Annotated in this window: 22 protein-coding genes; 9 read left to right on the forward strand and 13 right to left on the reverse strand. The window is 51.2% G+C overall.

Annotated features, from left to right (window positions below; all coding sequences use genetic code 11):
- Positions 1 to 182: 182 nt before the first annotated feature.
- The 3 genes from cysK to dapF form a co-directional block, all read right to left on the reverse strand.
- Positions 183 to 1115 (reverse strand): cysteine synthase A, encoded by a 933-nt coding sequence (gene cysK / locus HMPREF2959_RS01490; protein WP_002243406.1) that lies wholly within the window; start codon positions 1113 to 1115, stop codon positions 183 to 185.
- A 193-nt stretch (positions 1116 to 1308) separates the two neighbouring features.
- The gene (locus HMPREF2959_RS11770) at positions 1309 to 1914 is read right to left on the reverse strand and encodes a hypothetical protein (protein WP_002219540.1); all 606 of its coding nucleotides are present in this window, start codon (positions 1912 to 1914) and stop codon (positions 1309 to 1311) included.
- Positions 1911 to 2762, reverse strand: coding sequence for a diaminopimelate epimerase (gene dapF, locus HMPREF2959_RS01500; RefSeq protein WP_002243405.1), 852 nt, complete (start codon positions 2760 to 2762; stop codon positions 1911 to 1913). Before dapF ends, HMPREF2959_RS11770 begins: the two co-directional genes overlap by 4 nt.
- A 136-nt stretch (positions 2763 to 2898) precedes the next feature.
- Here dapF and HMPREF2959_RS01505 point away from each other — a divergent pair, with 136 nt between their 5' ends.
- Positions 2899 to 3195, forward strand: a complete 297-nt coding sequence (locus HMPREF2959_RS01505) for a hypothetical protein (protein ID WP_002243404.1) — start codon at positions 2899 to 2901, stop codon at positions 3193 to 3195.
- A 13-nt stretch (positions 3196 to 3208) separates the two neighbouring features.
- On the forward strand, positions 3209 to 3877 hold the full coding sequence (locus HMPREF2959_RS01510) for a sulfite exporter TauE/SafE family protein (protein WP_002214027.1): 669 nt from the start codon (positions 3209 to 3211) through the stop codon (positions 3875 to 3877).
- 72 nt (positions 3878 to 3949) lie between these two features.
- On the opposite strand, the gene pnp is transcribed toward HMPREF2959_RS01510, so the two are convergent.
- A complete protein-coding gene (gene pnp / locus HMPREF2959_RS01515) occupies positions 3950 to 6070 on the reverse strand; it encodes a polyribonucleotide nucleotidyltransferase (RefSeq protein WP_002256414.1) in 2121 nt (706 codons plus the stop codon).
- A 236-nt stretch (positions 6071 to 6306) separates the two neighbouring features.
- Positions 6307 to 7170, reverse strand: a complete 864-nt coding sequence (locus HMPREF2959_RS01520) for a phosphoribosylaminoimidazolesuccinocarboxamide synthase (RefSeq protein ID WP_002223918.1) — start codon at positions 7168 to 7170, stop codon at positions 6307 to 6309.
- A gap of 198 nt (positions 7171 to 7368) precedes the next feature.
- On the opposite strand from HMPREF2959_RS01520, the gene rfbD reads away from it, so the two are divergent.
- Positions 7369 to 8232, forward strand: a complete 864-nt coding sequence (gene rfbD / locus HMPREF2959_RS01525; RefSeq protein ID WP_002243402.1) for a dTDP-4-dehydrorhamnose reductase — start codon at positions 7369 to 7371, stop codon at positions 8230 to 8232.
- 574 nt (positions 8233 to 8806) lie between these two features.
- On the opposite strand, the gene HMPREF2959_RS01535 is transcribed toward rfbD, so the two are convergent.
- From HMPREF2959_RS01535 to HMPREF2959_RS01550, 4 genes are all read right to left on the reverse strand, one after another.
- Positions 8807 to 9040 carry a glutaredoxin family protein gene (locus HMPREF2959_RS01535; RefSeq protein ID WP_002214035.1) on the reverse strand — a complete coding sequence of 78 codons (234 nt, stop codon included), beginning with the start codon at positions 9038 to 9040 and terminating at the stop codon, positions 8807 to 8809.
- 165 nt (positions 9041 to 9205) lie between these two features.
- Entirely contained in the window at positions 9206 to 9406 is a 201-nt protein-coding gene (locus tag HMPREF2959_RS01540) for a bacterioferritin-associated ferredoxin (protein ID WP_002214037.1), read from the reverse strand.
- Between the two features lie 171 nt (positions 9407 to 9577).
- On the reverse strand, positions 9578 to 10453 hold the full coding sequence (gene xerD, locus HMPREF2959_RS01545) for a site-specific tyrosine recombinase XerD (protein WP_002229238.1): 876 nt from the start codon (positions 10451 to 10453) through the stop codon (positions 9578 to 9580).
- Between the two features lie 51 nt (positions 10454 to 10504).
- Complete coding sequence (locus HMPREF2959_RS01550; RefSeq protein ID WP_002214039.1) at positions 10505 to 10945, reverse strand: peroxiredoxin; 441 nt, start codon at positions 10943 to 10945, stop codon at positions 10505 to 10507.
- Between the two features lie 320 nt (positions 10946 to 11265).
- On the opposite strand from HMPREF2959_RS01550, the gene HMPREF2959_RS01555 reads away from it, so the two are divergent.
- From HMPREF2959_RS01555 to folK, 5 genes are all read left to right on the forward strand, one after another.
- Complete coding sequence (locus tag HMPREF2959_RS01555) at positions 11266 to 12204, forward strand: serine hydrolase (RefSeq protein ID WP_002217622.1); 939 nt, start codon at positions 11266 to 11268, stop codon at positions 12202 to 12204.
- A 128-nt stretch (positions 12205 to 12332) separates the two neighbouring features.
- Complete coding sequence (gene hfq, locus HMPREF2959_RS01560; RefSeq protein ID WP_002236839.1) at positions 12333 to 12626, forward strand: RNA chaperone Hfq; 294 nt, start codon at positions 12333 to 12335, stop codon at positions 12624 to 12626.
- Between the two features lie 84 nt (positions 12627 to 12710).
- Positions 12711 to 13277, forward strand: a complete 567-nt coding sequence (locus HMPREF2959_RS01565; protein ID WP_002227494.1) for a tRNA 5-(aminomethyl)-2-thiouridylate-methyltransferase MnmM — start codon at positions 12711 to 12713, stop codon at positions 13275 to 13277.
- A 53-nt stretch (positions 13278 to 13330) separates the two neighbouring features.
- Positions 13331 to 13705 carry a SirB2 family protein gene (locus tag HMPREF2959_RS01570; RefSeq protein ID WP_002229237.1) on the forward strand — a complete coding sequence of 125 codons (375 nt, stop codon included), beginning with the start codon at positions 13331 to 13333 and terminating at the stop codon, positions 13703 to 13705.
- A gap of 9 nt (positions 13706 to 13714) precedes the next feature.
- The gene (gene folK, locus HMPREF2959_RS01575) at positions 13715 to 14209 is read left to right on the forward strand and encodes a 2-amino-4-hydroxy-6-hydroxymethyldihydropteridine diphosphokinase (protein WP_002229236.1); all 495 of its coding nucleotides are present in this window, start codon (positions 13715 to 13717) and stop codon (positions 14207 to 14209) included.
- A 126-nt stretch (positions 14210 to 14335) separates the two neighbouring features.
- Here the strand turns inward: folK and HMPREF2959_RS01580 are convergent, their stop codons facing one another.
- The 3 genes from HMPREF2959_RS01580 to HMPREF2959_RS01590 form a co-directional block, all read right to left on the reverse strand.
- Positions 14336 to 14815: an NGO0322 family iron-responsive protein gene (locus tag HMPREF2959_RS01580; RefSeq protein ID WP_002229234.1), complete on the reverse strand. Its 480-nt coding sequence runs from the start codon at positions 14813 to 14815 to the stop codon at positions 14336 to 14338.
- A gap of 219 nt (positions 14816 to 15034) precedes the next feature.
- Positions 15035 to 15772, reverse strand: coding sequence for a bifunctional demethylmenaquinone methyltransferase/2-methoxy-6-polyprenyl-1,4-benzoquinol methylase UbiE (gene ubiE / locus HMPREF2959_RS01585; protein WP_002217627.1), 738 nt, complete (start codon positions 15770 to 15772; stop codon positions 15035 to 15037).
- Positions 15773 to 15814: 42 nt separating this feature from the next.
- Complete coding sequence (locus tag HMPREF2959_RS01590; RefSeq protein WP_002214052.1) at positions 15815 to 16183, reverse strand: gamma-butyrobetaine hydroxylase family protein; 369 nt, start codon at positions 16181 to 16183, stop codon at positions 15815 to 15817.
- A gap of 119 nt (positions 16184 to 16302) precedes the next feature.
- Here HMPREF2959_RS01590 and mnmC point away from each other — a divergent pair, with 119 nt between their 5' ends.
- Positions 16303 to 17922: an FAD-dependent 5-carboxymethylaminomethyl-2-thiouridine(34) oxidoreductase MnmC1 gene (gene mnmC / locus HMPREF2959_RS01595; protein WP_070696284.1), complete on the forward strand. Its 1620-nt coding sequence runs from the start codon at positions 16303 to 16305 to the stop codon at positions 17920 to 17922.
- Here mnmC and HMPREF2959_RS12505 read toward each other — a convergent pair.
- A complete protein-coding gene (locus tag HMPREF2959_RS12505; protein WP_002214056.1) occupies positions 17919 to 18068 on the reverse strand; it encodes a hypothetical protein in 150 nt (49 codons plus the stop codon). The two genes, mnmC and HMPREF2959_RS12505, sit on opposite strands and share 4 nt — an antisense overlap.
- Positions 18069 to 18299: the final 231 nt, after the last annotated feature.

Raw genomic sequence — 18299 nt, forward strand, 5'->3', positions numbered from 1 at the left:
CCTTGTCCTGATTTTTGTTAATCCACTATAAAAAATATTTCCCTCAAGCAATGCGGCGGCACCAATGCCTGATTAAAACACAACCGGCGTTTTCGGCATATATGCAAAAACGCATTTTCCGGCACGGCGTTACACCGATACCGAAAAATGCGTCTGAATGTTTCGACAATCCGATTAAAGCATTATGCCAAATCTGCAAAAAGTGGCGTAGAGAGATAGCGTTCGCCATAAGAAGGCAGCAGCACGACTATCAGCTTGCCTTCGTTTTCAGGCTGTTTGGCAAGCTGCAACGCACTCCAAACCGCCGCACCGGAAGAAATACCCACCAAAATGCCTTCTTTTTCCGCCATTGCGCGGGCGGTTTCAAAAGCCGCTTCGTTCGACACTTTGGTAATGCTGTCGTAAATTTTGGTATTCAAAACGGTCGGAATAAAGCCTGCGCCGATGCCTTGAATCGGGTGCGGGCCTTTTTCGCCGCCGCTCAATACGGGTGAAGCTTCAGGCTCGACGGCAACCACTTTAACTTCGGGTTTGTATTTTTTCAACACTTCGCCCACGCCGGTAATCGTACCGCCCGTGCCGACGCCGGCAACGAAGACATCGACTTTGCCGTCCGTATCCCGCCAAATTTCCTCGGCGGTTGTTTTGCGGTGGACTTCGGGGTTTGCCTCATTGTCGAACTGGCGCGGCATAAAATAAGTGTCGGGATGCGCGTCCACCAAGGATTTCGCTTTGGCAATCGCGCCCGCCATACCTTCGGCGGCAGGGGTCAGAATCAGCTCCGCACCAAACGCGCGCAACAGCATTTTGCGCTCCTTACTCATGCTTTCCGGCATGGTAATCGCCAGCTTGTAGCCGCGTGCGGCACATACCATTGCCAAACCGACACCCGTATTGCCGCTGGTTGCTTCGACAATGACGGTGTTTTTGTTGATTTTGCCCGCTTTTTCGGCACCCTCGATCATTGCTTCGGCAATGCGGTCTTTGACGCTGCTGCCTGGATTGAAAAATTCCAGTTTCACGGCAACCTCCGCCTTCAAACCTTCGGTCAGACGGTTCAGTTTGACCAAAGGCGTGTTGCCGATTAGTTCGGTGATGCTGTTTGCAATTTTCATCTTCTGCTCCTGAATAATAAGGTTTCGACAGTAAGGCGCAATCCCCATAGGCATCCTGTCCGATTGCAGGGGATTTGCGCCGAAACATAAACAAATTTCGGATATGGCTTTATCCTAAACCTATGCCGCCTAAAAAACCAATATCCAAAATTTCTTTCTTTATAACTTTTTGTTCCGATACGGCCGCACCGTATTATCTTCCAATTTCTGAAAGCAGCAGCACCAGTACCGAGACCTGCATCAACGCTGCCGTCAACCCGCCGAGTCGCAGCTGCGAGCCGCCGAACGTTGACGGCGGCTGCCGGTCTATACCGCAGCGGTGGACATAGGCAACCGCCATCAGCACAAACTGCAACACGAACCAATAAACCGGCTTCAGCGCATAAAGTTTGAGCAGTGCCGCAAACACAAACACTTGAACCGTTCCCGAAAAGCAATAATGCACCAACGCACATATTCCGACAAAAGCAAGCGTCATCGATACATTACTGACGGCAAACAGCCCGAGCAGAGGATGTTCGGGGTCTGCCTGCCATCCGTTTCCATCCGTTTTCCGGTTCCAATGCCCGATGAAAAAAAATATGCTGCCCAAAGTCAGGTAAAAATGGGGGATGAACAAGGGCGCGGCGCGGGTCATTCCCCATATGCCGGGCATCAGCTTTGCCCCCAAAACCGATATGCCCAGCCACAGCATAATACTCGCCCAAAACCATTGCAACATTCCTGCGCGGAATATCAGAAACAGAAAAACCGCCGCATACAGTAAGGCAGACAAAAAATCCAAATGCAGCAAAATCATGAATACGCCAACTCGCCTTCAAACACCGTTTCCGCAGGGCCGGTCATCATCACATCGCCGCCGCAGGCCCATTCGATATATAAAGTTCCGCCCGGCAAAATCACCTCTACCGTTTTCCCTTCATCCAACAACCCCAGACGGATACCCGCCACCACAGCCGCACACGCGCCCGTACCGCACGCTTGGGTTTCGCCCACGCCGCGCTCGAACACGCGCAAACGAATCGCGGTTCGGCTGACAATCTGCATAAAGCCGACGTTGACGCGTTCGGGAAACTGCCTGTGCGGTTCGATAAGCGAACCGGTTTCGCGCACCGGCGCGCATTCCACGTCATCGACCACAATCACCGCATGGGGGTTGCCCATATTGACGCAGCTGACAGGCTGAATGCCAGATTCGAGATGCACCCCGTAAATACAGGCATCATCCCCCTCGCCCGATTCGGGGACAAACGGTATTTCAGACGGCATAAACTTCGGTTTGCCCATATTGACCGTAACCATACCGTTATCGGACAATTTCGGAAAAATAACGCCATTTGCCGTTTCAACACAAATTTCTTTCTTATCGGTCAAACCCTTGTCTGCAACAAAACGGGCAAAACAACGCGCTCCGTTGCCGCATTGCCCGACCTCGCTGCCGTCGGCATTGAAAATACGGTAACGGAAATCCACGCCTTCGGTTTCCGAACGCCCGACCACCAAAAGCTGGTCGAAGCCCACGCCCCGGAAACGGTCCGCCCATGCCGCAATCGGCGCGTCCTCGGGGGTAAAATCCTGACTGACCGCGTCAATCACCATAAAATCGTTGCCCAAACCGTGCATTTTGGTAAATTTCAAAGTGTTCATATTGTTCCGAAATCCCGTATCGTCTGTTGCTTCCGAATCCGAAATCCCCCGCACCGAAGGGAAATGCTTCCATCTCCCGCCGCCTGAGGATTAAAATCAGCCATTATACTGTTTGTTACCCCTTACAAGAAACACCATGTTCCGCATATTACTGTTGCTTTTCCCTTGTGCAATCCTTGCCGCCTGCACCCGAAACATACCGGCAAACCCGGCCGTTTCAAATTGCGCGCATCTTCAAAACCGCACCATCCTGTATTTTGACGCACACGGCAAACCCGCCGACGGCGCAGTAAAGGGCGGATTTTACAAAATTATCGAAATACAGGGTGCAAACTGCATCCTTATTCAAGACTTTAACAGCACGGGCAATGCCCTCGGCGGATCCTATGTGCCGGACTGCCGCAAATCATCCCTTTCACCGAAAAATATCTGACTTCAAACTGCCTATGAACCACGACATCACTTTCCTCACCCTGTTCCTACTCGGTTTCTTCGGCGGAACGCACTGCATCGGTATGTGCGGCGGATTAAGCAGCGCGTTTGCGCTCCAACTCCCCCCGCATATCAACCGCTTTTGGCTGATCCTGCTGCTTAACACAGGACGGGTAAGCAGCTATACGGCAATCGGCCTGATACTCGGATTAATCGGACAGGTCGGCGTTTCACTCGACCAAACCCGCGTCCTGCAGAATATTTTATACACGGCCGCCAACCTCCTGCTGCTCTTTTTGGGCTTATACTTGAGCGGTATTTCTTCCTTGGCGGCAAAAATCGAGAAAATCGGCAAACCGATATGGCGGAACCTGAACCCGATACTCAACCGGCTGTTACCCATAAAATCCATACCCGCCTGCCTTGCGGTCGGAATATTATGGGGCTGGCTGCCGTGCGGACTGGTTTACAGCGCGTCGCTTTACGCGCTGGGAAGCGGTAGTGCGGCAACGGGCGGGTTATATATGCTTGCCTTTGCACTGGGTACGCTGCCCAATCTTTTGGCAATCGGCATTTTTTCCCTGCAACTGAAAAAAATCATGCAAAACCGATATATCCGCCTGTGTACGGGATTATCCGTATCATTATGGGCATTATGGAAACTTGCCGTCCTGTGGCTGTAAGCCCCATTCATTCCCGATACCCGTAAAAAATACCGTCTGAAACCTGTTCAGACGGCACTTTCACCCTAAGCGTTACTCGGCGGCATTTTCCTCACGGGCAGGCGCGTCCAGCAGGGCTTTGATGGACAGACGGACACGGCCTCTGTCGTCCACTTCCAATGCTTTCACGTTCACCACCTGACCGACTTTCAGGTAGTCGCCGACATTGCGTACGCGCTCGTGGGCGATTTGGCTGATGTGTACCAAACCGTCTTTGCCCGGCATCACGCTGACAATCGCGCCGACGTTGTTGTCGAGGATTTTCACCACAGTGCCTTCATACACTTTGCCCACTTCCACTTCGGCAGTAATCTGCTCGATGCGTTTTTTCGCCGCATCGCCGGCTTCTTGAGTGGTCGCGGCAATGGTAATCGTACCGTCTTCGGCAATATTGATTTCCGTACCGGTTTCAGCGGTAATCGAACGGATGGTTTCGCCACCTTTACCGATAACTTCGCGGATTTTGTCTTGGTTGATTTTCATCGTAAACAAACGCGGCGCGTGTGCGGACAACTCTTGCGGGCCCGCAACGGCGGCTTTCATCTGATCCAAGATGTGCAGACGCGCTTCTTTGGCCTGTGCCAAAGCGATTTGCATAATTTCTTTGGTAATGCCTTGGATTTTGATGTCCATTTGCAGCGCGGTAACACCTTCGGTCGTACCGGCCACTTTAAAGTCCATATCGCCCAAGTGGTCTTCGTCGCCCAAAATGTCGGTCAGGACGGCAAATTTGTTGCCTTCCAGAATCAGACCCATCGCGATACCGGCAACGTGTGCTTTCAAAGGCACGCCGGCAGACAGCAGGCTCAAACAGCCGCCGCAGACGGAAGCCATAGAGGAAGAGCCGTTAGATTCGGTAATTTCGGAGACCACGCGCATGGTGTAGCTGAAATCTTCAGGTTTCGGCAATACGGCCAACAATGCACGTTTAGCCAAACGACCGTGACCGATTTCACGGCGTTTCGGCGCGCCCATGCGGCCCACTTCGCCGGTAGAGTACGGCGGAAAGTTGTAGTGCAGCATAAAGCGGTCGGTGTATTCGCCGGACAGCGCGTCGATGATTTGCTCGTCGCGCGAAGTACCCAAAGTCGCTACGGCAAGGGCTTGGGTTTCGCCACGGGTAAACAATGCGGAACCGTGCGTGCGCGGCAATACGCCGGTTTGGATGTTCAGCGGACGGACGGTGCGGGTGTCGCGGCCGTCGATGCGCGGTTGGCCGTCCAAAATTTGGCTGCGGACGACATCGGCTTCCAAGTGTTTGAAAATGCCTTTGATTTCGTTGGCTGCCAGCGTGTCGGTTTCTTCGGTAATCAAGGCTTCTTTTACCGCACTCCAAGCTTCGTCCAATTTGGCAGAACGCGCTTGTTTTTGACGGATTTTGAACGCTTCTTTAATGGTTTCGCCGGCAATCCCGCGGACTTTGGCAACCAGTTCCTCATTGGTTTCAGGTGCTTTCCAATCCCAAACTTCCGGATTGACTTCGTCGGCAAATTCATTGATTGCATTGATGGCAACCTGCATTTGATCGTGGCCGTAAACCACCGCGCCCAGCATCACGTCTTCGGGCAGGATTTTGGCTTCGGATTCCACCATCAACACGGCTTTGGAAGTACCGGCGACCACCAAGTCCAATTGCGATTTCGCCAATTCGGCTTTAGTCGGGTTCAAAACGTACACGCCGTTTACATAACCGACGCGTGCCGCGCCGATCGGGCCGGCAAACGGTACGCCGCTCAACACCAGCGCGGCAGACGCGCCCAACATTGCAGGAATATCAGAATCGATTTCAGGATCGACGGACACGACCATCGCTACGATTTGGATGTCGTGGTAGAAACCTTCAGGGAACAGCGGACGAATCGGACGGTCGATCAGACGGCTGGTCAGGATTTCTTTTTCGCTTTGTTTGCCTTCGCGTTTGAAGAAACCGCCGGGAATTTTGCCTGCGGCGTAAGTGCGCTCGAGGTAATCGACAGTCAGAGGGAAGAAGTCTTGGCCTTCTTTCACTTCTTTGTTGGTGGTAACGGCAACCAAAACCACGGTGTCGCCCATAGAGACTTTAACGGCAGCGGCGGCTTGGCGGGCAATTTCGCCGGTTTCCAAAGTAACGGTGTGGTTGCCGTATTGGAAAGTTTTAACGTGTTTGTCGAACATTATTGTTCCTTTCAAAATACCGCACTGCTAAAACACTAATAATGCACACTAAAATCCGAATGTGCATAGTTAGGGTTTCAGACCGTGCGGCAGGTTGTAAACAAGCTTTCAGACGACATTTCGGACGCTGAAAGCAATTCCAAATTATAAAGGCAACCATCATTAAAATCCAGTATTGATACAATAAAAAGGCCGTCTGAACCATATTTCTTTCAGACGGCCTTCAAACTTAAAAATCAATCCTGAGTCAGCAAAGTCAATGCTTCCCGATACTTCTCGACAGTTTTCTGAATCACATCGGCAGGCACTTTCGGCGCAGGGGCTTTTTTGTTCCAACCGCTTTGTTCCAGCCAGTCGCGGACGAATTGTTTGTCAAAAGACGGCGGATTGGTGCCGACTTTGTATTGGTCGGCAGGCCAAAAACGGCTCGAATCGGGAGTCAATACCTCATCCATCAGCGTCAGCGTACCGTTTGTATCCAAACCGAATTCAAATTTGGTATCGCAAATGATGATGCCGCGCGATTTGGCATATTCCGCCGCTTCTGTATAAAGCTGAATCGCTTTGGCGCGCACTTCCGCCGCCAATTCTTTTCCGATAATGCGTTCGCATTCTTCAAAGCTGATGTTTTCATCGTGATCGCCGACTGCGGCTTTGGTTGAGGGCGTAAAAATCACTTCAGGCAGTTGTTGCGCTTCCTGCATACCTTCAGGCAGTTGAATACCGCAAACCGAGCCGGTTTTTTGATAATCTTTCCAACCGCTGCCTGCCAGATAACCACGCACAATCGCCTCTACTTTCACCGGAGTGAGCTTTTTAGCCACGACGGCGCGTTTCTCTAAAGCTTTGGCTTCGTTTTCAGGCAAAACATCGTAAACCGTTTGACCGGTAAAGTGGTTGGGCATAATATGCACCAGTTTTTTAAACCAAAAATTGGAAATCTGCGTCAGAATCTCCCCTTTGCTCGGAATCGGGTCGTCCAAAATCACATCGAATGCAGACAGGCGGTCGGAAGCGACCATCAGCATACGTTTATCGTCGATTTCATATAAATCGCGCACTTTTCCAAAATAGATCTTTACCAAACCAATCTCACTCATTTCGCCCCCCCTGAAAATATCTTGAAAATACCGACCCGACACCCGACAGGTTTGAATCACAAACCAATATTCTAGCCGAAGTCGGCGCAAAACAATACCCATGGCACAAAAAACCAACCCGTCAACCGTCGGCAAAGTTTTGGCACTATAATACCGACAGCAAGTCCTACAATACACTTTTACCAAAGGAAATACCTCATGAGAATCCTATTGACAGGCTCGAAAAGCCAACTGGCACGCTGCCTGCGCGACCGTCTTCCGGAAGACTGGGAAACCATTGCGACGGATTCCGCATCCCTAGACATTACCGATGCCGATGCCGTCTGCAACATGGTCAAAAGTTTCCAACCCGACGCCATTGTCAACACGGCTGCCTATACTGCCGTCGACAAAGCGGAAGGCGATGCGGCAGCGGCATTTGCCGTCAATGCTTCCGCCGTTTACAACCTTGCCTTGTCAGCACATCGCGCCCATGCCCGATTCATCCACATCTCAACCGACTATATCTTTGACGGTAAAGGGAAAAGACCCTATCAGGAAAGCGACTTTACCAATCCTTCCAATGTATACGGACAATCCAAAACCGCAGGCGAGCTGCTCGCACTGTCTGCCAATCCCGACAGCCTTATCCTGCGGACTTCTTGGCTGTTTAGCGAATACGGGGACAACTTTGTCCGCACGATGCTGAACCTTGCACGGGAACGTTCCCCGCTGTCCGCCGTCCACAACCAAATCGGCTGCCCGACCTATGCCGGCGATTTAGCTGCCGCCATCATCCGCCTTTTGCAGCAAACGTCGCCCGTGCGCGGCATTTACCACTACGCCGGCGGCAAATCCGTATCCTGGTACGAATTTGCCCAACATATTTTCCAAGCGGCATCGCAACAGCAGACATCCTTCCCCGTTCCCGAATTGACTGCCGTTTCAGACAAGGAATATCCGACCGCCGCCCCCAGGCCCGCATACAGCATTTTGGACTGCCGCAAAATCGAAAACGACTTCAGCATCAAACCGTCAGACTGGCAAAAAGCCCTTGCACAGGTCGTTTCCAAGCTGCTCTGATGCCGCCCGCCTCTCCGTTTCCGCCGTCAAGCACCGCCTTGGCGGTTTTCTTATATAGTGGATTAACAAAAACCAGTACGGCGTTGCCTCGCCTTAGCTCAAAGAGAACGATTCTCTAAGGTGCTGAAGCACCAAGTGAGTCGGTTCCGTACCATAGTGGATTAACAAAAACCAGTACAGCGTTGCCTCGCCTTGCCGTACTATCTGTACTGTCTGCGGCTTCGTCGCCTTGTCCTGATTTAAATTTAATCCACTATAATATCTACCGATTACACAAACACATATCATCTTTACACAATCATGCTTCCATCAACAGTAAAACATGATATGATTGCCAACAATAACATCTCACAATAAATTTTCTAATTTTTATTGAAAAAATCAATAAATAAGAATTCTCCCAACCGACAAATAAAATAAAGAAAGGGTTAATATGCAACATCGAAGAAGACTAGCAATTTACCAAGCATCCAAACGTGCTTCCTTTACCGGCAGGTCATCAGCCCCGCAAAAACGTAAAGAACGTTAATTTGAAAAAAATGCCGTCTGAAGTCCTGCTTCAGACGGCATTTTTTTACCGTTCGAGAAACTGTTTCAACCTGTCCTCATCCAAAAACCAGTGGCAGATTTCCTCATCTCCCGCCAACAAAACGGGAACCAGCTCATTGTATTTTTCTTCCAAAACAGGATTTTCATCCACATCGACCACTTCCAGCCCGAACCCGTATTCATTTTGAAAAGGTTTGAGTGCATCGCGCATTTTGTGGCACAAGCTGCAATATTCACGAAACATCAAGGTCAATTTCATCCGCGTTTCCTTATCTGTCAATTTGCACACGCCAAAGCCTTAGACGCAGCAGAATCATGGTCTATTTGGGAAAAAACAATGTTTTCAAGGAAGATGATACTCAAGTCCTGCCAAAAACAGCAAAAATGCCGTCTGAACAGTTCAGACGGCATTTCCAAAACCGTTTTACGCTTGAACATTGATACCCGCCGTAACCGTCGGTTGCGCATTGTGCGCCGTCAGAAACGAAGCGGCAAGCTCCCCACAGCAGCCGCAGCAGCTCGCTACGCCCAATTGCGACTGCAAATCGCCCATTGTGGTCGCGCCGGCGGCGATGGTTTCCTTGATTTGATGGTCGGTAACGGCATTGCAGATGCAGACAAACATTTTGTGCTCCGTGTGTTCTCAAACTATCGTACCGATAGCGGCTTTTATTATCGTATGCGAATATAAATAAAAACGGTTCGCATTGCAAGGTCGGTATACACGGTTTGTCTTGGTAATTTTTTATCAAGTTTGCATTTTCGATTGATTTCTTATTAAACCAAAGTAGAAGCCTCAGTTTCGGGAATGGTGTTCCTTCACTACACCCTGCAACCATACGTTGGCAACATGGGTATAAATCTGCGTCGTATTCAAATCGGCATGTCCCAACATATCCTGAACCACGCGCAAATCCAAGCCGTGCCGCACCAGATGCGTGGCAAAGGCGTGGCGCAGGCTGTGCGGGCTGATGTGCCCGATGCCTGCCTGACTTGCATATTCTTTGACAATCATCCATGCCAACTGACGGGAAATGCCCGTCTTTTTCTGACTGACAAACAATGCGTCGCAATTCCTGCCTTTCAGCAGAAGTGGGCGTGCCTCCGTATAATAGCGTTCCACCCAATACGCCGACTCCTGCCCCATCGGGACCATCCTCTGCTTATCACCCTTTCCCAGCGCGGTAATACAGCCCCTGTCCAAATCCACATTGCCGAAGTTCAGCCCGACCGCCTCGCTGACGCGCAAGCCGGTCGCGTACATCAATTCGAGCAAAGCCTTATCCCGCAAACCGTGCGGCGTGTCGGTATCCGGGGCGGCAAGCAGTCGGGAAATCTGCTGCTCGGTGATCAGGGTCGGAATATTCTTGTCGATTTTGGGCGGTTTCAGCAGGCAGGTGGGATTGTCCGTCCTTATGCCTTCACGCTCCATCCATATATACAGGCGTTTGCACGCCGATAATGCGCGCGCCTGCGAACTCCGTTGCTCTCCGTCAACATAAACCGCCGCCGCCAAATCCGCTTCGTCCGCATCCTTCAGCGTTCTGCCCGATTGGGACAGGCGGCGGGCGATTTTTTCCAAATCGCGCCGGTAACCGTTTAAAGTATTCTGACTGAGCCGCCTGTCCAACCACAGCGTTTCAAGCAGCCTGTCGATCAAACCTTCTTCCATACCGTTCCAAACAAATGCCGTCTGAATCTTCTTCAGACTGCATGGTTCACATTATCGGGAAAGCGTTTCCAATACTTCCTGCGCGTGACCCGCCACTTTGACTTTCCGCCATTCATGGGCGATTTCTCCATCCTTATTCAAGACGAACGTACTGCGCTCGATACCTAACGACTCTTTCCCGTACAGTTTCTTCAATTTGATGACATCAAACAGGCGGCACACTGTTTCATCCTTGTCACTCAACAGCTCGAACCGGAAACCCTGCTTGGCGCAAAAATTCTGATGCGCCTTTACGCCGTCGCGGGAAATACCGACCACGGTATAACCCAATGCCTCAAACTGTTCCAAACGCGCATTGAAATCCAAGCCTTCCGTCGTACAGCCAGGCGTACTGTCTTTCGGATAAAAATACACGACCAAAGGCAGATGTTCTGCCGAATGAAAATCCGCACCGCTGCTCGAAGGCAGGGTAAATTCATATTTCACATCCATAGTCCTACTCCCGATATTCCCATTATTCAAAACGGCACGCAGACGCACCGCCGCAATTGCCAAACCAACCCCGATTCTACCGCCCCAAAGGACAAGGATTCAACCGCCGGAAACATCCAAACCGACACACGACGGCATGAAAAATATCCATGTCAAACCACAAAATATGTTCCGATTTAAAAACAGAATGTTATAAAACCCAATCCCCAAAACACAACAAGACCGCCCGCCTACGGGCAGTCTCCTGTCAGACGACATACTTTACAGATGGCTGTTTTTTCAACAAAATAACGCCAATACTCAAAAATATGGAATCAAAAATGTCCATCCATACTCTGAAACGCCTGCCCTCATCGCTGCTGCTCGGTCTCTGCCTTTCCCTGCCGTCAGCCCACCTTTTTGCCGACAACGACATTTTAGGGCAATTTTTAGAACAGAACATGCTTACCTCCTCCGATCCGATAGAAATATTCGCCGAAAGCACAATACACCCCACCAACACCCAAGCCATTACAGGCGGTCTGATTCTCTCCTCACAGTCTGCCCTGGTCGTCAACAACAAAACCGGACAGATACTGTATCAGAAAAACGCCGACAGGATTATGCCCATCGCCTCCATTTCCAAACTGATGAGCGCGATGGTCGTTTTGGATGCAAACTTGGACATGAACGAAACCGTTACCATTACGCCCGACGAAATCGACCGCATCAAAGGGACCGGCAGCCGTCTTGCCATAGGTACGGCACTTACACGCAAAGAACTGCTGCACCTGAGCCTGATGAGCAGCGAAAACCGCGCCACCCATGCATTGGGCAGAACCTACCCCGGCGGCATGGGCGCATTTGTCGCCGCCATGAACCGCAAAGCCCAAAGCCTCGGTATGTACGGCAGCCGCTTTTACGAACCGACCGGACTCAACTTCCAAAACGTTTCCACCGCCAAAGACCTGAGCCTTATGGTCAACGCCGCCGCCCAATATCCGCAAATCCGCACCAACTCGACTTCCAACTACGCCTCGGTACAGACCAAAAACGGGCAGCAGAACTACAAAAACTCCAATGCCCTGGTCAGAGAAGGCATGTGGAACATCGAATTGCAGAAAACCGGCTACATACGCGAAGCAGGCAGGTCTATGGTTGTCAAAGCCAACATTCAAAATCAACCCGTTACCATCGTATTGCTGAACTCGCCCACATCCGCCACACGCGTCAACGACGCCCGCAAAATCGAATCGTGGATGCTGCAGCAACGCTCCTGACATACAAATGCCCGGCGGAAAACCGCCCAAACACAAAAAAAATTGGTAATTTTTCCTATTCAAGGCTACAATTCGACACGCACAGGGCGTCTGCCCGATTTCACAATCATAATAACGGAGTTAAAAATATGACAGCTAAAGGACAAATGTTGCAAGATCCCTTCCTGAACGCCCTGCGTAAAGAGCACGTTCCGGTTTCGATTTACCTGGTCAACGGCATCAAACTGCAAGGTCAGGTTGAATCTTTCGACCAATACGTCGTTCTTCTGAGAAACACTTCCGTCACCCAAATGGTTTACAAACACGCCATTTCCACCATCGTACCGGCTCGCTCCGTCAACCTCCAACACGAAAACAGACCCCAAGCCGCACCGGCTTCGACCCTTGTCCAAGTGGAAACCGTCCAGCAGCCTGCCGAATAATCCGCGCGAAGCATGACGTGTCATATCTTTCAATACCTTACCGGACAACGGTAAGGTATTTTTATTTTCAGACAGCATTTAAAAATGTTATTGCAAAACATCCTTCCATTCGCCCATTGCCTTTTGCGGAAGGCACTTCCCGAAGGTGGCAATGCTTTGGACGGCACCGCCGGCAACGGACACGACACCCTTTTCCTCGCACAAACCGCAGGCATCCGGGGGAAAGTGTGGGCATTCGACATCCAGCCGCAAGCCCTGAGCCGCACTCGATGCCGTCTGAAAGAAGCGAGATACGAGAATGTGCAACTCATCTTAGACGGACACGAAAACCTGAAACAATATGTTTCAGAACCACTAAATGCCGCCATTTTCAACTTTGGCTGGCTGCCCGGCGGAGATAAAAGCCTTACCACCCATACGGAAACCAGCATTCCCGCCCTTTGCGCAACCCTCTCCCTGCTGAAAGAAGGCGGTATGCTTATTGCCGTCCTCTATCCGGGACACGAAAACGGCAAACAGGAGGCAGAAGCAATCGAACAATGGGCAAAAAACCTGCCTCAAGAACAGTTTGCCGTTCTGCGTTACGGCTTTACCAACCGGAAAAACAACCCGCCCTATCTGTTGGCATTTGAAAAGTTACGTCAAAAATAAATGTTTGCGGTAAAATAAGCCGATTCTAACCCTTATTTTGATACGAGCCGACCATGCAGTATCTGATTGTCAAATACAGCCACCAAATCTTCGTTACCGTTACCATTTTGTTGTTCAACATCCGCTTTTTCCTGCTTTGGAAAAATCCCGAAAAACCTTTGGCGGGCTTGTGGAAGGCACTGCCCCACCTCAACGACACGATGCTGCTGTTTACGGGATTGTGGCTGATGAAAATCACCCATTTCTCCCCGTTCAACGCGCCTTGGCTCGGCACAAAAATCCTGCTTCTGCTCGCCTATATCGCATTGGGTATGATGATGATGCGCGCCCGCCCCCGCTCGGTCAAATTCTATGCCGTTTACCTGCTTGCCATTTGTTGCGTCGCCTGTATCGTTTACCTTGCCAAAACCAAAGTCCTGCCATTCTGAAACACTGCCATGAACAACAGACATTTTGCCGTCATCGCCTTGGGCAGCAACCTTGACAACCCCGCACAACAAATACGCGGCGCATTGGACGCGCTCTCGTCCCACCCCGACATCCGGCTTGAACAGGCTTCCTCACTGTATATGACCGCGCCCGTCGGTTACGACAATCAGCCCGATTTCGTCAATGCCGTCTGCACCGTCTCCACCGATATGGACGGCATCTCGCTGCTCTCTTTGCTCAACCGTATCGAGGCGGATTTCGGGCGCGAACGCAGTTTCCGAAACGCGCCGCGCACATTGGATTTGGACATCATCGACTTTGACGGCCTATCCAGCGACGACCCCCGCCTCACCCTGCCGCATCCGCGCGCACACGAACGCAGTTTCGTCATACGCCCTTTGGCAGAAATCCTCCCTGATTTTGTTTTAGGAAAACACGGAAAAGTTGCCGAATTGTCAAAACAACTGGGCAATCAAGGTATCCGTCTTTTACCGGATAAGTAATTCCGCACGCGGATGCCGTCTGAATGCCGGTTTCAGACGGCATTTTTCCTTTGCCGCCAACACGCGTGCAAAAAAATCGCCCCTTGGAAAAGGGGCGCAAAAGGAACACAAACCACTACCAAAACTTTAAATCTGCAACATTGCCTGCCGCATACTGTATCCGACAGGATATAAAGCCCTCACTAAATCGTTTCGAGAAATCCAAACTTCTTCATCGCCGACAGAAAATCTGCCTTTCTCCGGCACCAGCTCCAACAAAAACGGTTGAACCGCCGTATGCAGCCTGTCCTTACACCGCCCCAGCTTTCTAGACAAGGCGGACAGGGCACGCTTATAGACACTATCCTTGCGGTCAAGTTCCCGCGCACTGCCGACCCAGCTCAAACGAAGGTTGCGGCTTTCATCCTCAATCAGCAAAATGCCTGTTTTGACTTCCCCCACCTCTGGCTCGCATGAAAGCGAAATATAATATTTGCCGTCGATGTTGACATACGCCGCCTCATGCACCTGACAGTTGCAGCCGGAAGTGGCAAGCAGCGAATAAACAGAATCCCGATGCAGTTTCAAAATATCAAGGGAAATCTGTTTGAAAATACTTTCCGGCATTTTTCCCTCCTTTCGTCTGCTGCGTTGTTTACTGGATTGACTGCATTATACAGACATCTCCCAATCTTGCAAATGATAATTGTTCCTATTTTTTAAAAAATTTATAAATTATTGATGGATATGTGAATTAATTTTAAGATTTAAAATCTCTTTCTCAAAAAAACACAAAAATGCCGTCTGAAACGTGTTCAGACGGCATTGGCTGCACAGCCAGTCCGTTTAAAATTTCACGCCCTTATGCAGCGCGACGATGCCCGCACTCATATTGTGATAATCCACGCTGTCGAAGCCCGCATCCAGCATCATCTGTTTCAAAGTTTCCTGATCGGGGTGCATACGGATGGATTCGGCAAGATACTGGTAACTCTCCGCATCTTTCGCAATCAGCCTGCCCATGACCGGCAGCAGCTTGAACGAATAAAAATCATACGCGCCTTCGAGTGGCTTGTAGATTTTGGAAAACTCCAACACCAGCAACGTGCCGCCAGGTTTCAAAACACGATACATCTCTTTCAGCGCGGCATCTTTATGCGTCATGTTCCGCAAGCCGAACGCCACGGAAACTAAGTTGAAATAATTGTCAGGGAAAGGCAGTTTTTCCGCATCGGCAAGCGACACGGGCAAAATCATGCCTTCGTTCAACAGACGGTCGCGCCCGACGGTCAGCATAGAGGAATTAATATCGGTCAGCCAAACCTCGCCTTCCTTGCCGACCCGTTTCGCCCAACCGCGCGACAAATCGCCCGTACCGCCCGCAATGTCCAACACTTTATCGCCTTTTTTCAGGTGCGCCGTGTTGATGGTGAAATGCTTCCACACCCTGTGCAGCCCTGCCGACATGACATCATTCATAATGTCGTAGTTTTTGGCGACGGAGTGGAACACTTCCGCCACTTTTCCGGCTTTCTCATCTTCGTTGACCGTACTGAATCCGAAATGCGTTTTCTGTCCGCCCATATTCTAACCACCTCCCTGATGCCGCCCTACGGCATCCCAAACTTAACAATCTGATTGCTTTTCAAAACGCGACGCGCCCGCCGCCGCCAATTTGTCCAAATATTCCTGCCACATCGCATCGTATCCGTATGCCAGTCTGTGCAGATACGCCCAATCGTAAAGACCGCTGTCGTGCCCGTCCGAAAAACTGATTTTCAGCGCGTACTGTCCGACAGGCTGCAAATCCGTAATTTGCACATCTGCCTTACCGGTCTGCAAAACATCCTGTCCCACACCGTGTCCGCGCACTTCCGCACTCGGCGAATAGACGCGTAAAAATTCGGCAGGCAGATTTTTAGGTTCGTCCCCATAAGTCAAAACCAACACGGTACGGTTTTTCAACAAACGGATTTCAACAGGAATATTATTCAAAAAACACCTCGGTTCGGCATACAATATCCGGCAGGCGCAGGCGTGCCTTCAAACGGCGCGTATTTTAACAGCTTTATCCCGATACCGATATTCAAACCCACACTTTAAACGGCATTGATATGGACAATCTCGTATGGGACGGCGTTCCCGACATCCGCACACTCGACCAAACCATCCGCAAACACGCACACCCGCTCAACCTGATTGTCTGCCTCCCCGATAATCAGATTCCCGATTTTCAAACCGCACAAGATGCTTCGGACGCGGAATGCCGTCTGAAGCACCGTTTGGATCAGGCAACGCAGTGCCTCCAGTTCGACAGCATCAACCTCATCGAACACATCCTGCCCGATGTCCGCTTCTGGCTGGTTCCCCCTTCACGCACCCGCCGCCTGCACGAACACTTCCACCACATTTCCTGGCAGACCGAAGCCATCCCGCAAACCGAAAGCAAACCCGACAAACCCTGGTTTGCACTTCCACAAACATCCGAACGGCAAAAACCGGAACACATCCTCGTTATCGGCTCGGGCATATCCGGCGCGGCAACCGCCCACGCCTTAGCATCACACGGCATTTCCGTTACCGTATTGGAAGCCCGAAAAGCCGCCCAAGCCGCCAGCGGCAACCGCCAAGGGCTGCTCTACGCCAAAATCTCGCCGCACGACACCGAACAAACCGAACTGCTGCTTGCCGGCTACGGCTACACCAAACGCCTGCTCGGACACATCCTGCCCGAATCCGAAACCTGGGGCGGCAACGGCATCATCCACCTCAATTACAGCCGCACCGAACAACAACGCAATCACGAATTGGGTTTGCAAAAACACCATAACCACCTCTACCGCAGCATCACGCCGGCAGAAGCCGAAAAAATCGCCGGCATCCCGCTGAACACGCCCTACGCCGAACCATTATGCGGACTGTTTTGGCAGTACGGCGTATGGCTCAATCCACCCGCATTCGTCCGCACCCTCCTCAACCATCCGCTCATTGGACTACACGAAGACACACCGTTAACCGACATTTCCCACGACGGGGAAAAGTGGATTGCAAGCACGCCAAACGGCATATTTTCCGCCACACACATCATCTACTGCACCGGCGCGCACAGCCCTCGCCTGCCCGAAACCAACCTCGCCGCCCTGCCTCTCAGGCAAATACGCGGACAAACCGGCCTCACACCGTCCACCCCGTTTTCCGAACAACTGCGTTGCGCCGTTTCAGGCGAAAGCTACATCAGCCCGTCGTGGCACGGACTGCACTGCTACGGCGCGAGTTTTATTCCCAACAGCAGCCATACCGGATGGAACGAAGCCGAAGAAGCCTCAAACCGCCAAGCATTGGCACACCTTAACCCCGCCCTTTCCGAATCATTGTTTGCCGCCAACCCAAACCCCCAAAAACACCAAGGGCACGCCGCCATACGCTGCGACAGCCCCGACCACCTTCCCCTAGTCGGCGCACTCGGCGACATTGCCGCCATGCGGCAGACCTACACCAAACTCGCGCTGGACAAAAACTACCGCATCGACACCCCATGCCCATACCTGCCTAATGCCTACGTCAACACCGCGCACGGCACCCGCGGACTCGCCACCGCCCCCATCTGCGCCGCCGCCATTGCAGCCCAAATCCTAGGCTTGCCCCATCCCTTTTCACAACGCCTGCGCCACGCCCTACACCCCAACCGCACCATCATCCGCGCCATCGTCAGAAGGAAGGATCTAACCCCTTAAGCCTTTGCCGCATGCCGTCCCGACCACAGAAAATCATATTCAAATAAACATACCAATCCTGACGGTAAAATATCGAAAACACCCATAACGTTTTCTTCCCAAAATAAGGAGTAAGGAATGCCTAACAAATTGCCTTTGCTGTCCAAGATGAATGTTCCGTAACATTCGAAGACTTCCTTAACCCTGCCAGCCGTTTCGGTTTCTGTACCCCCTGTTAGATAAGGAAGGAATGAAAAAGCCCTGTTGATTGTATGAAGTAAAGGGCGTTAATTTTTGTTAATCTTCCCTTCTCAGGAACTCAATATATAAGGATGTTAATTTTTATTTCCCTTCTCGAGGACTCAATATAGTGGATTAACAAAAACCAGTACGGCGTT

The organism is Neisseria sp. HMSC070F02 (assembly GCF_001814225.1).
Classification (GTDB): domain Bacteria; phylum Pseudomonadota; class Gammaproteobacteria; order Burkholderiales; family Neisseriaceae; genus Neisseria; species Neisseria meningitidis.

Excerpts from the sequence above, each read along its gene's own strand:
- HMPREF2959_RS01550 (WP_002214039.1), bottom strand. The coding sequence starts at position 10,945 with ATGGATGTGAAATATGAATTTACCCTGCCTTCGAGCAGCGGTGCGGAT.
- ubiE (WP_002217627.1), bottom strand. The coding sequence starts at position 15,772 with ATGGGCGGACAGAAAACGCATTTCGGATTCAGTACGGTCAACGAAGAT.
- pnp (WP_002256414.1), bottom strand. The coding sequence starts at position 6,070 with ATGTTCGACAAACACGTTAAAACTTTCCAATACGGCAACCACACCGTT.
- xerD (WP_002229238.1), bottom strand. The coding sequence starts at position 10,453 with ATGGAAGAAGGTTTGATCGACAGGCTGCTTGAAACGCTGTGGTTGGAC.
- rfbD (WP_002243402.1), top strand. The coding sequence starts at position 7,369 with ATGAGAATCCTATTGACAGGCTCGAAAAGCCAACTGGCACGCTGCCTG.
- HMPREF2959_RS01580 (WP_002229234.1), bottom strand. The coding sequence starts at position 14,815 with ATGCCGGAAAGTATTTTCAAACAGATTTCCCTTGATATTTTGAAACTG.
- HMPREF2959_RS01510 (WP_002214027.1), top strand. The coding sequence starts at position 3,209 with ATGAACCACGACATCACTTTCCTCACCCTGTTCCTACTCGGTTTCTTC.
- cysK (WP_002243406.1), bottom strand. The coding sequence starts at position 1,115 with ATGAAAATTGCAAACAGCATCACCGAACTAATCGGCAACACGCCTTTG.
- folK (WP_002229236.1), top strand. The coding sequence starts at position 13,715 with ATGAACAACAGACATTTTGCCGTCATCGCCTTGGGCAGCAACCTTGAC.
- HMPREF2959_RS01570 (WP_002229237.1), top strand. The coding sequence starts at position 13,331 with ATGCAGTATCTGATTGTCAAATACAGCCACCAAATCTTCGTTACCGTT.
- HMPREF2959_RS01555 (WP_002217622.1), top strand. The coding sequence starts at position 11,266 with ATGTCCATCCATACTCTGAAACGCCTGCCCTCATCGCTGCTGCTCGGT.
- mnmC (WP_070696284.1), top strand. The coding sequence starts at position 16,303 with ATGGACAATCTCGTATGGGACGGCGTTCCCGACATCCGCACACTCGAC.
- hfq (WP_002236839.1), top strand. The coding sequence starts at position 12,333 with ATGACAGCTAAAGGACAAATGTTGCAAGATCCCTTCCTGAACGCCCTG.
- HMPREF2959_RS01520 (WP_002223918.1), bottom strand. The coding sequence starts at position 7,170 with ATGAGTGAGATTGGTTTGGTAAAGATCTATTTTGGAAAAGTGCGCGAT.
- HMPREF2959_RS01505 (WP_002243404.1), top strand. The coding sequence starts at position 2,899 with ATGTTCCGCATATTACTGTTGCTTTTCCCTTGTGCAATCCTTGCCGCC.
- HMPREF2959_RS01565 (WP_002227494.1), top strand. The coding sequence starts at position 12,711 with ATGTTATTGCAAAACATCCTTCCATTCGCCCATTGCCTTTTGCGGAAG.
- HMPREF2959_RS11770 (WP_002219540.1), bottom strand. The coding sequence starts at position 1,914 with ATGATTTTGCTGCATTTGGATTTTTTGTCTGCCTTACTGTATGCGGCG.
- dapF (WP_002243405.1), bottom strand. The coding sequence starts at position 2,762 with ATGAACACTTTGAAATTTACCAAAATGCACGGTTTGGGCAACGATTTT.
- HMPREF2959_RS01540 (WP_002214037.1), bottom strand. The coding sequence starts at position 9,406 with ATGTTTGTCTGCATCTGCAATGCCGTTACCGACCATCAAATCAAGGAA.
- HMPREF2959_RS01535 (WP_002214035.1), bottom strand. The coding sequence starts at position 9,040 with ATGAAATTGACCTTGATGTTTCGTGAATATTGCAGCTTGTGCCACAAA.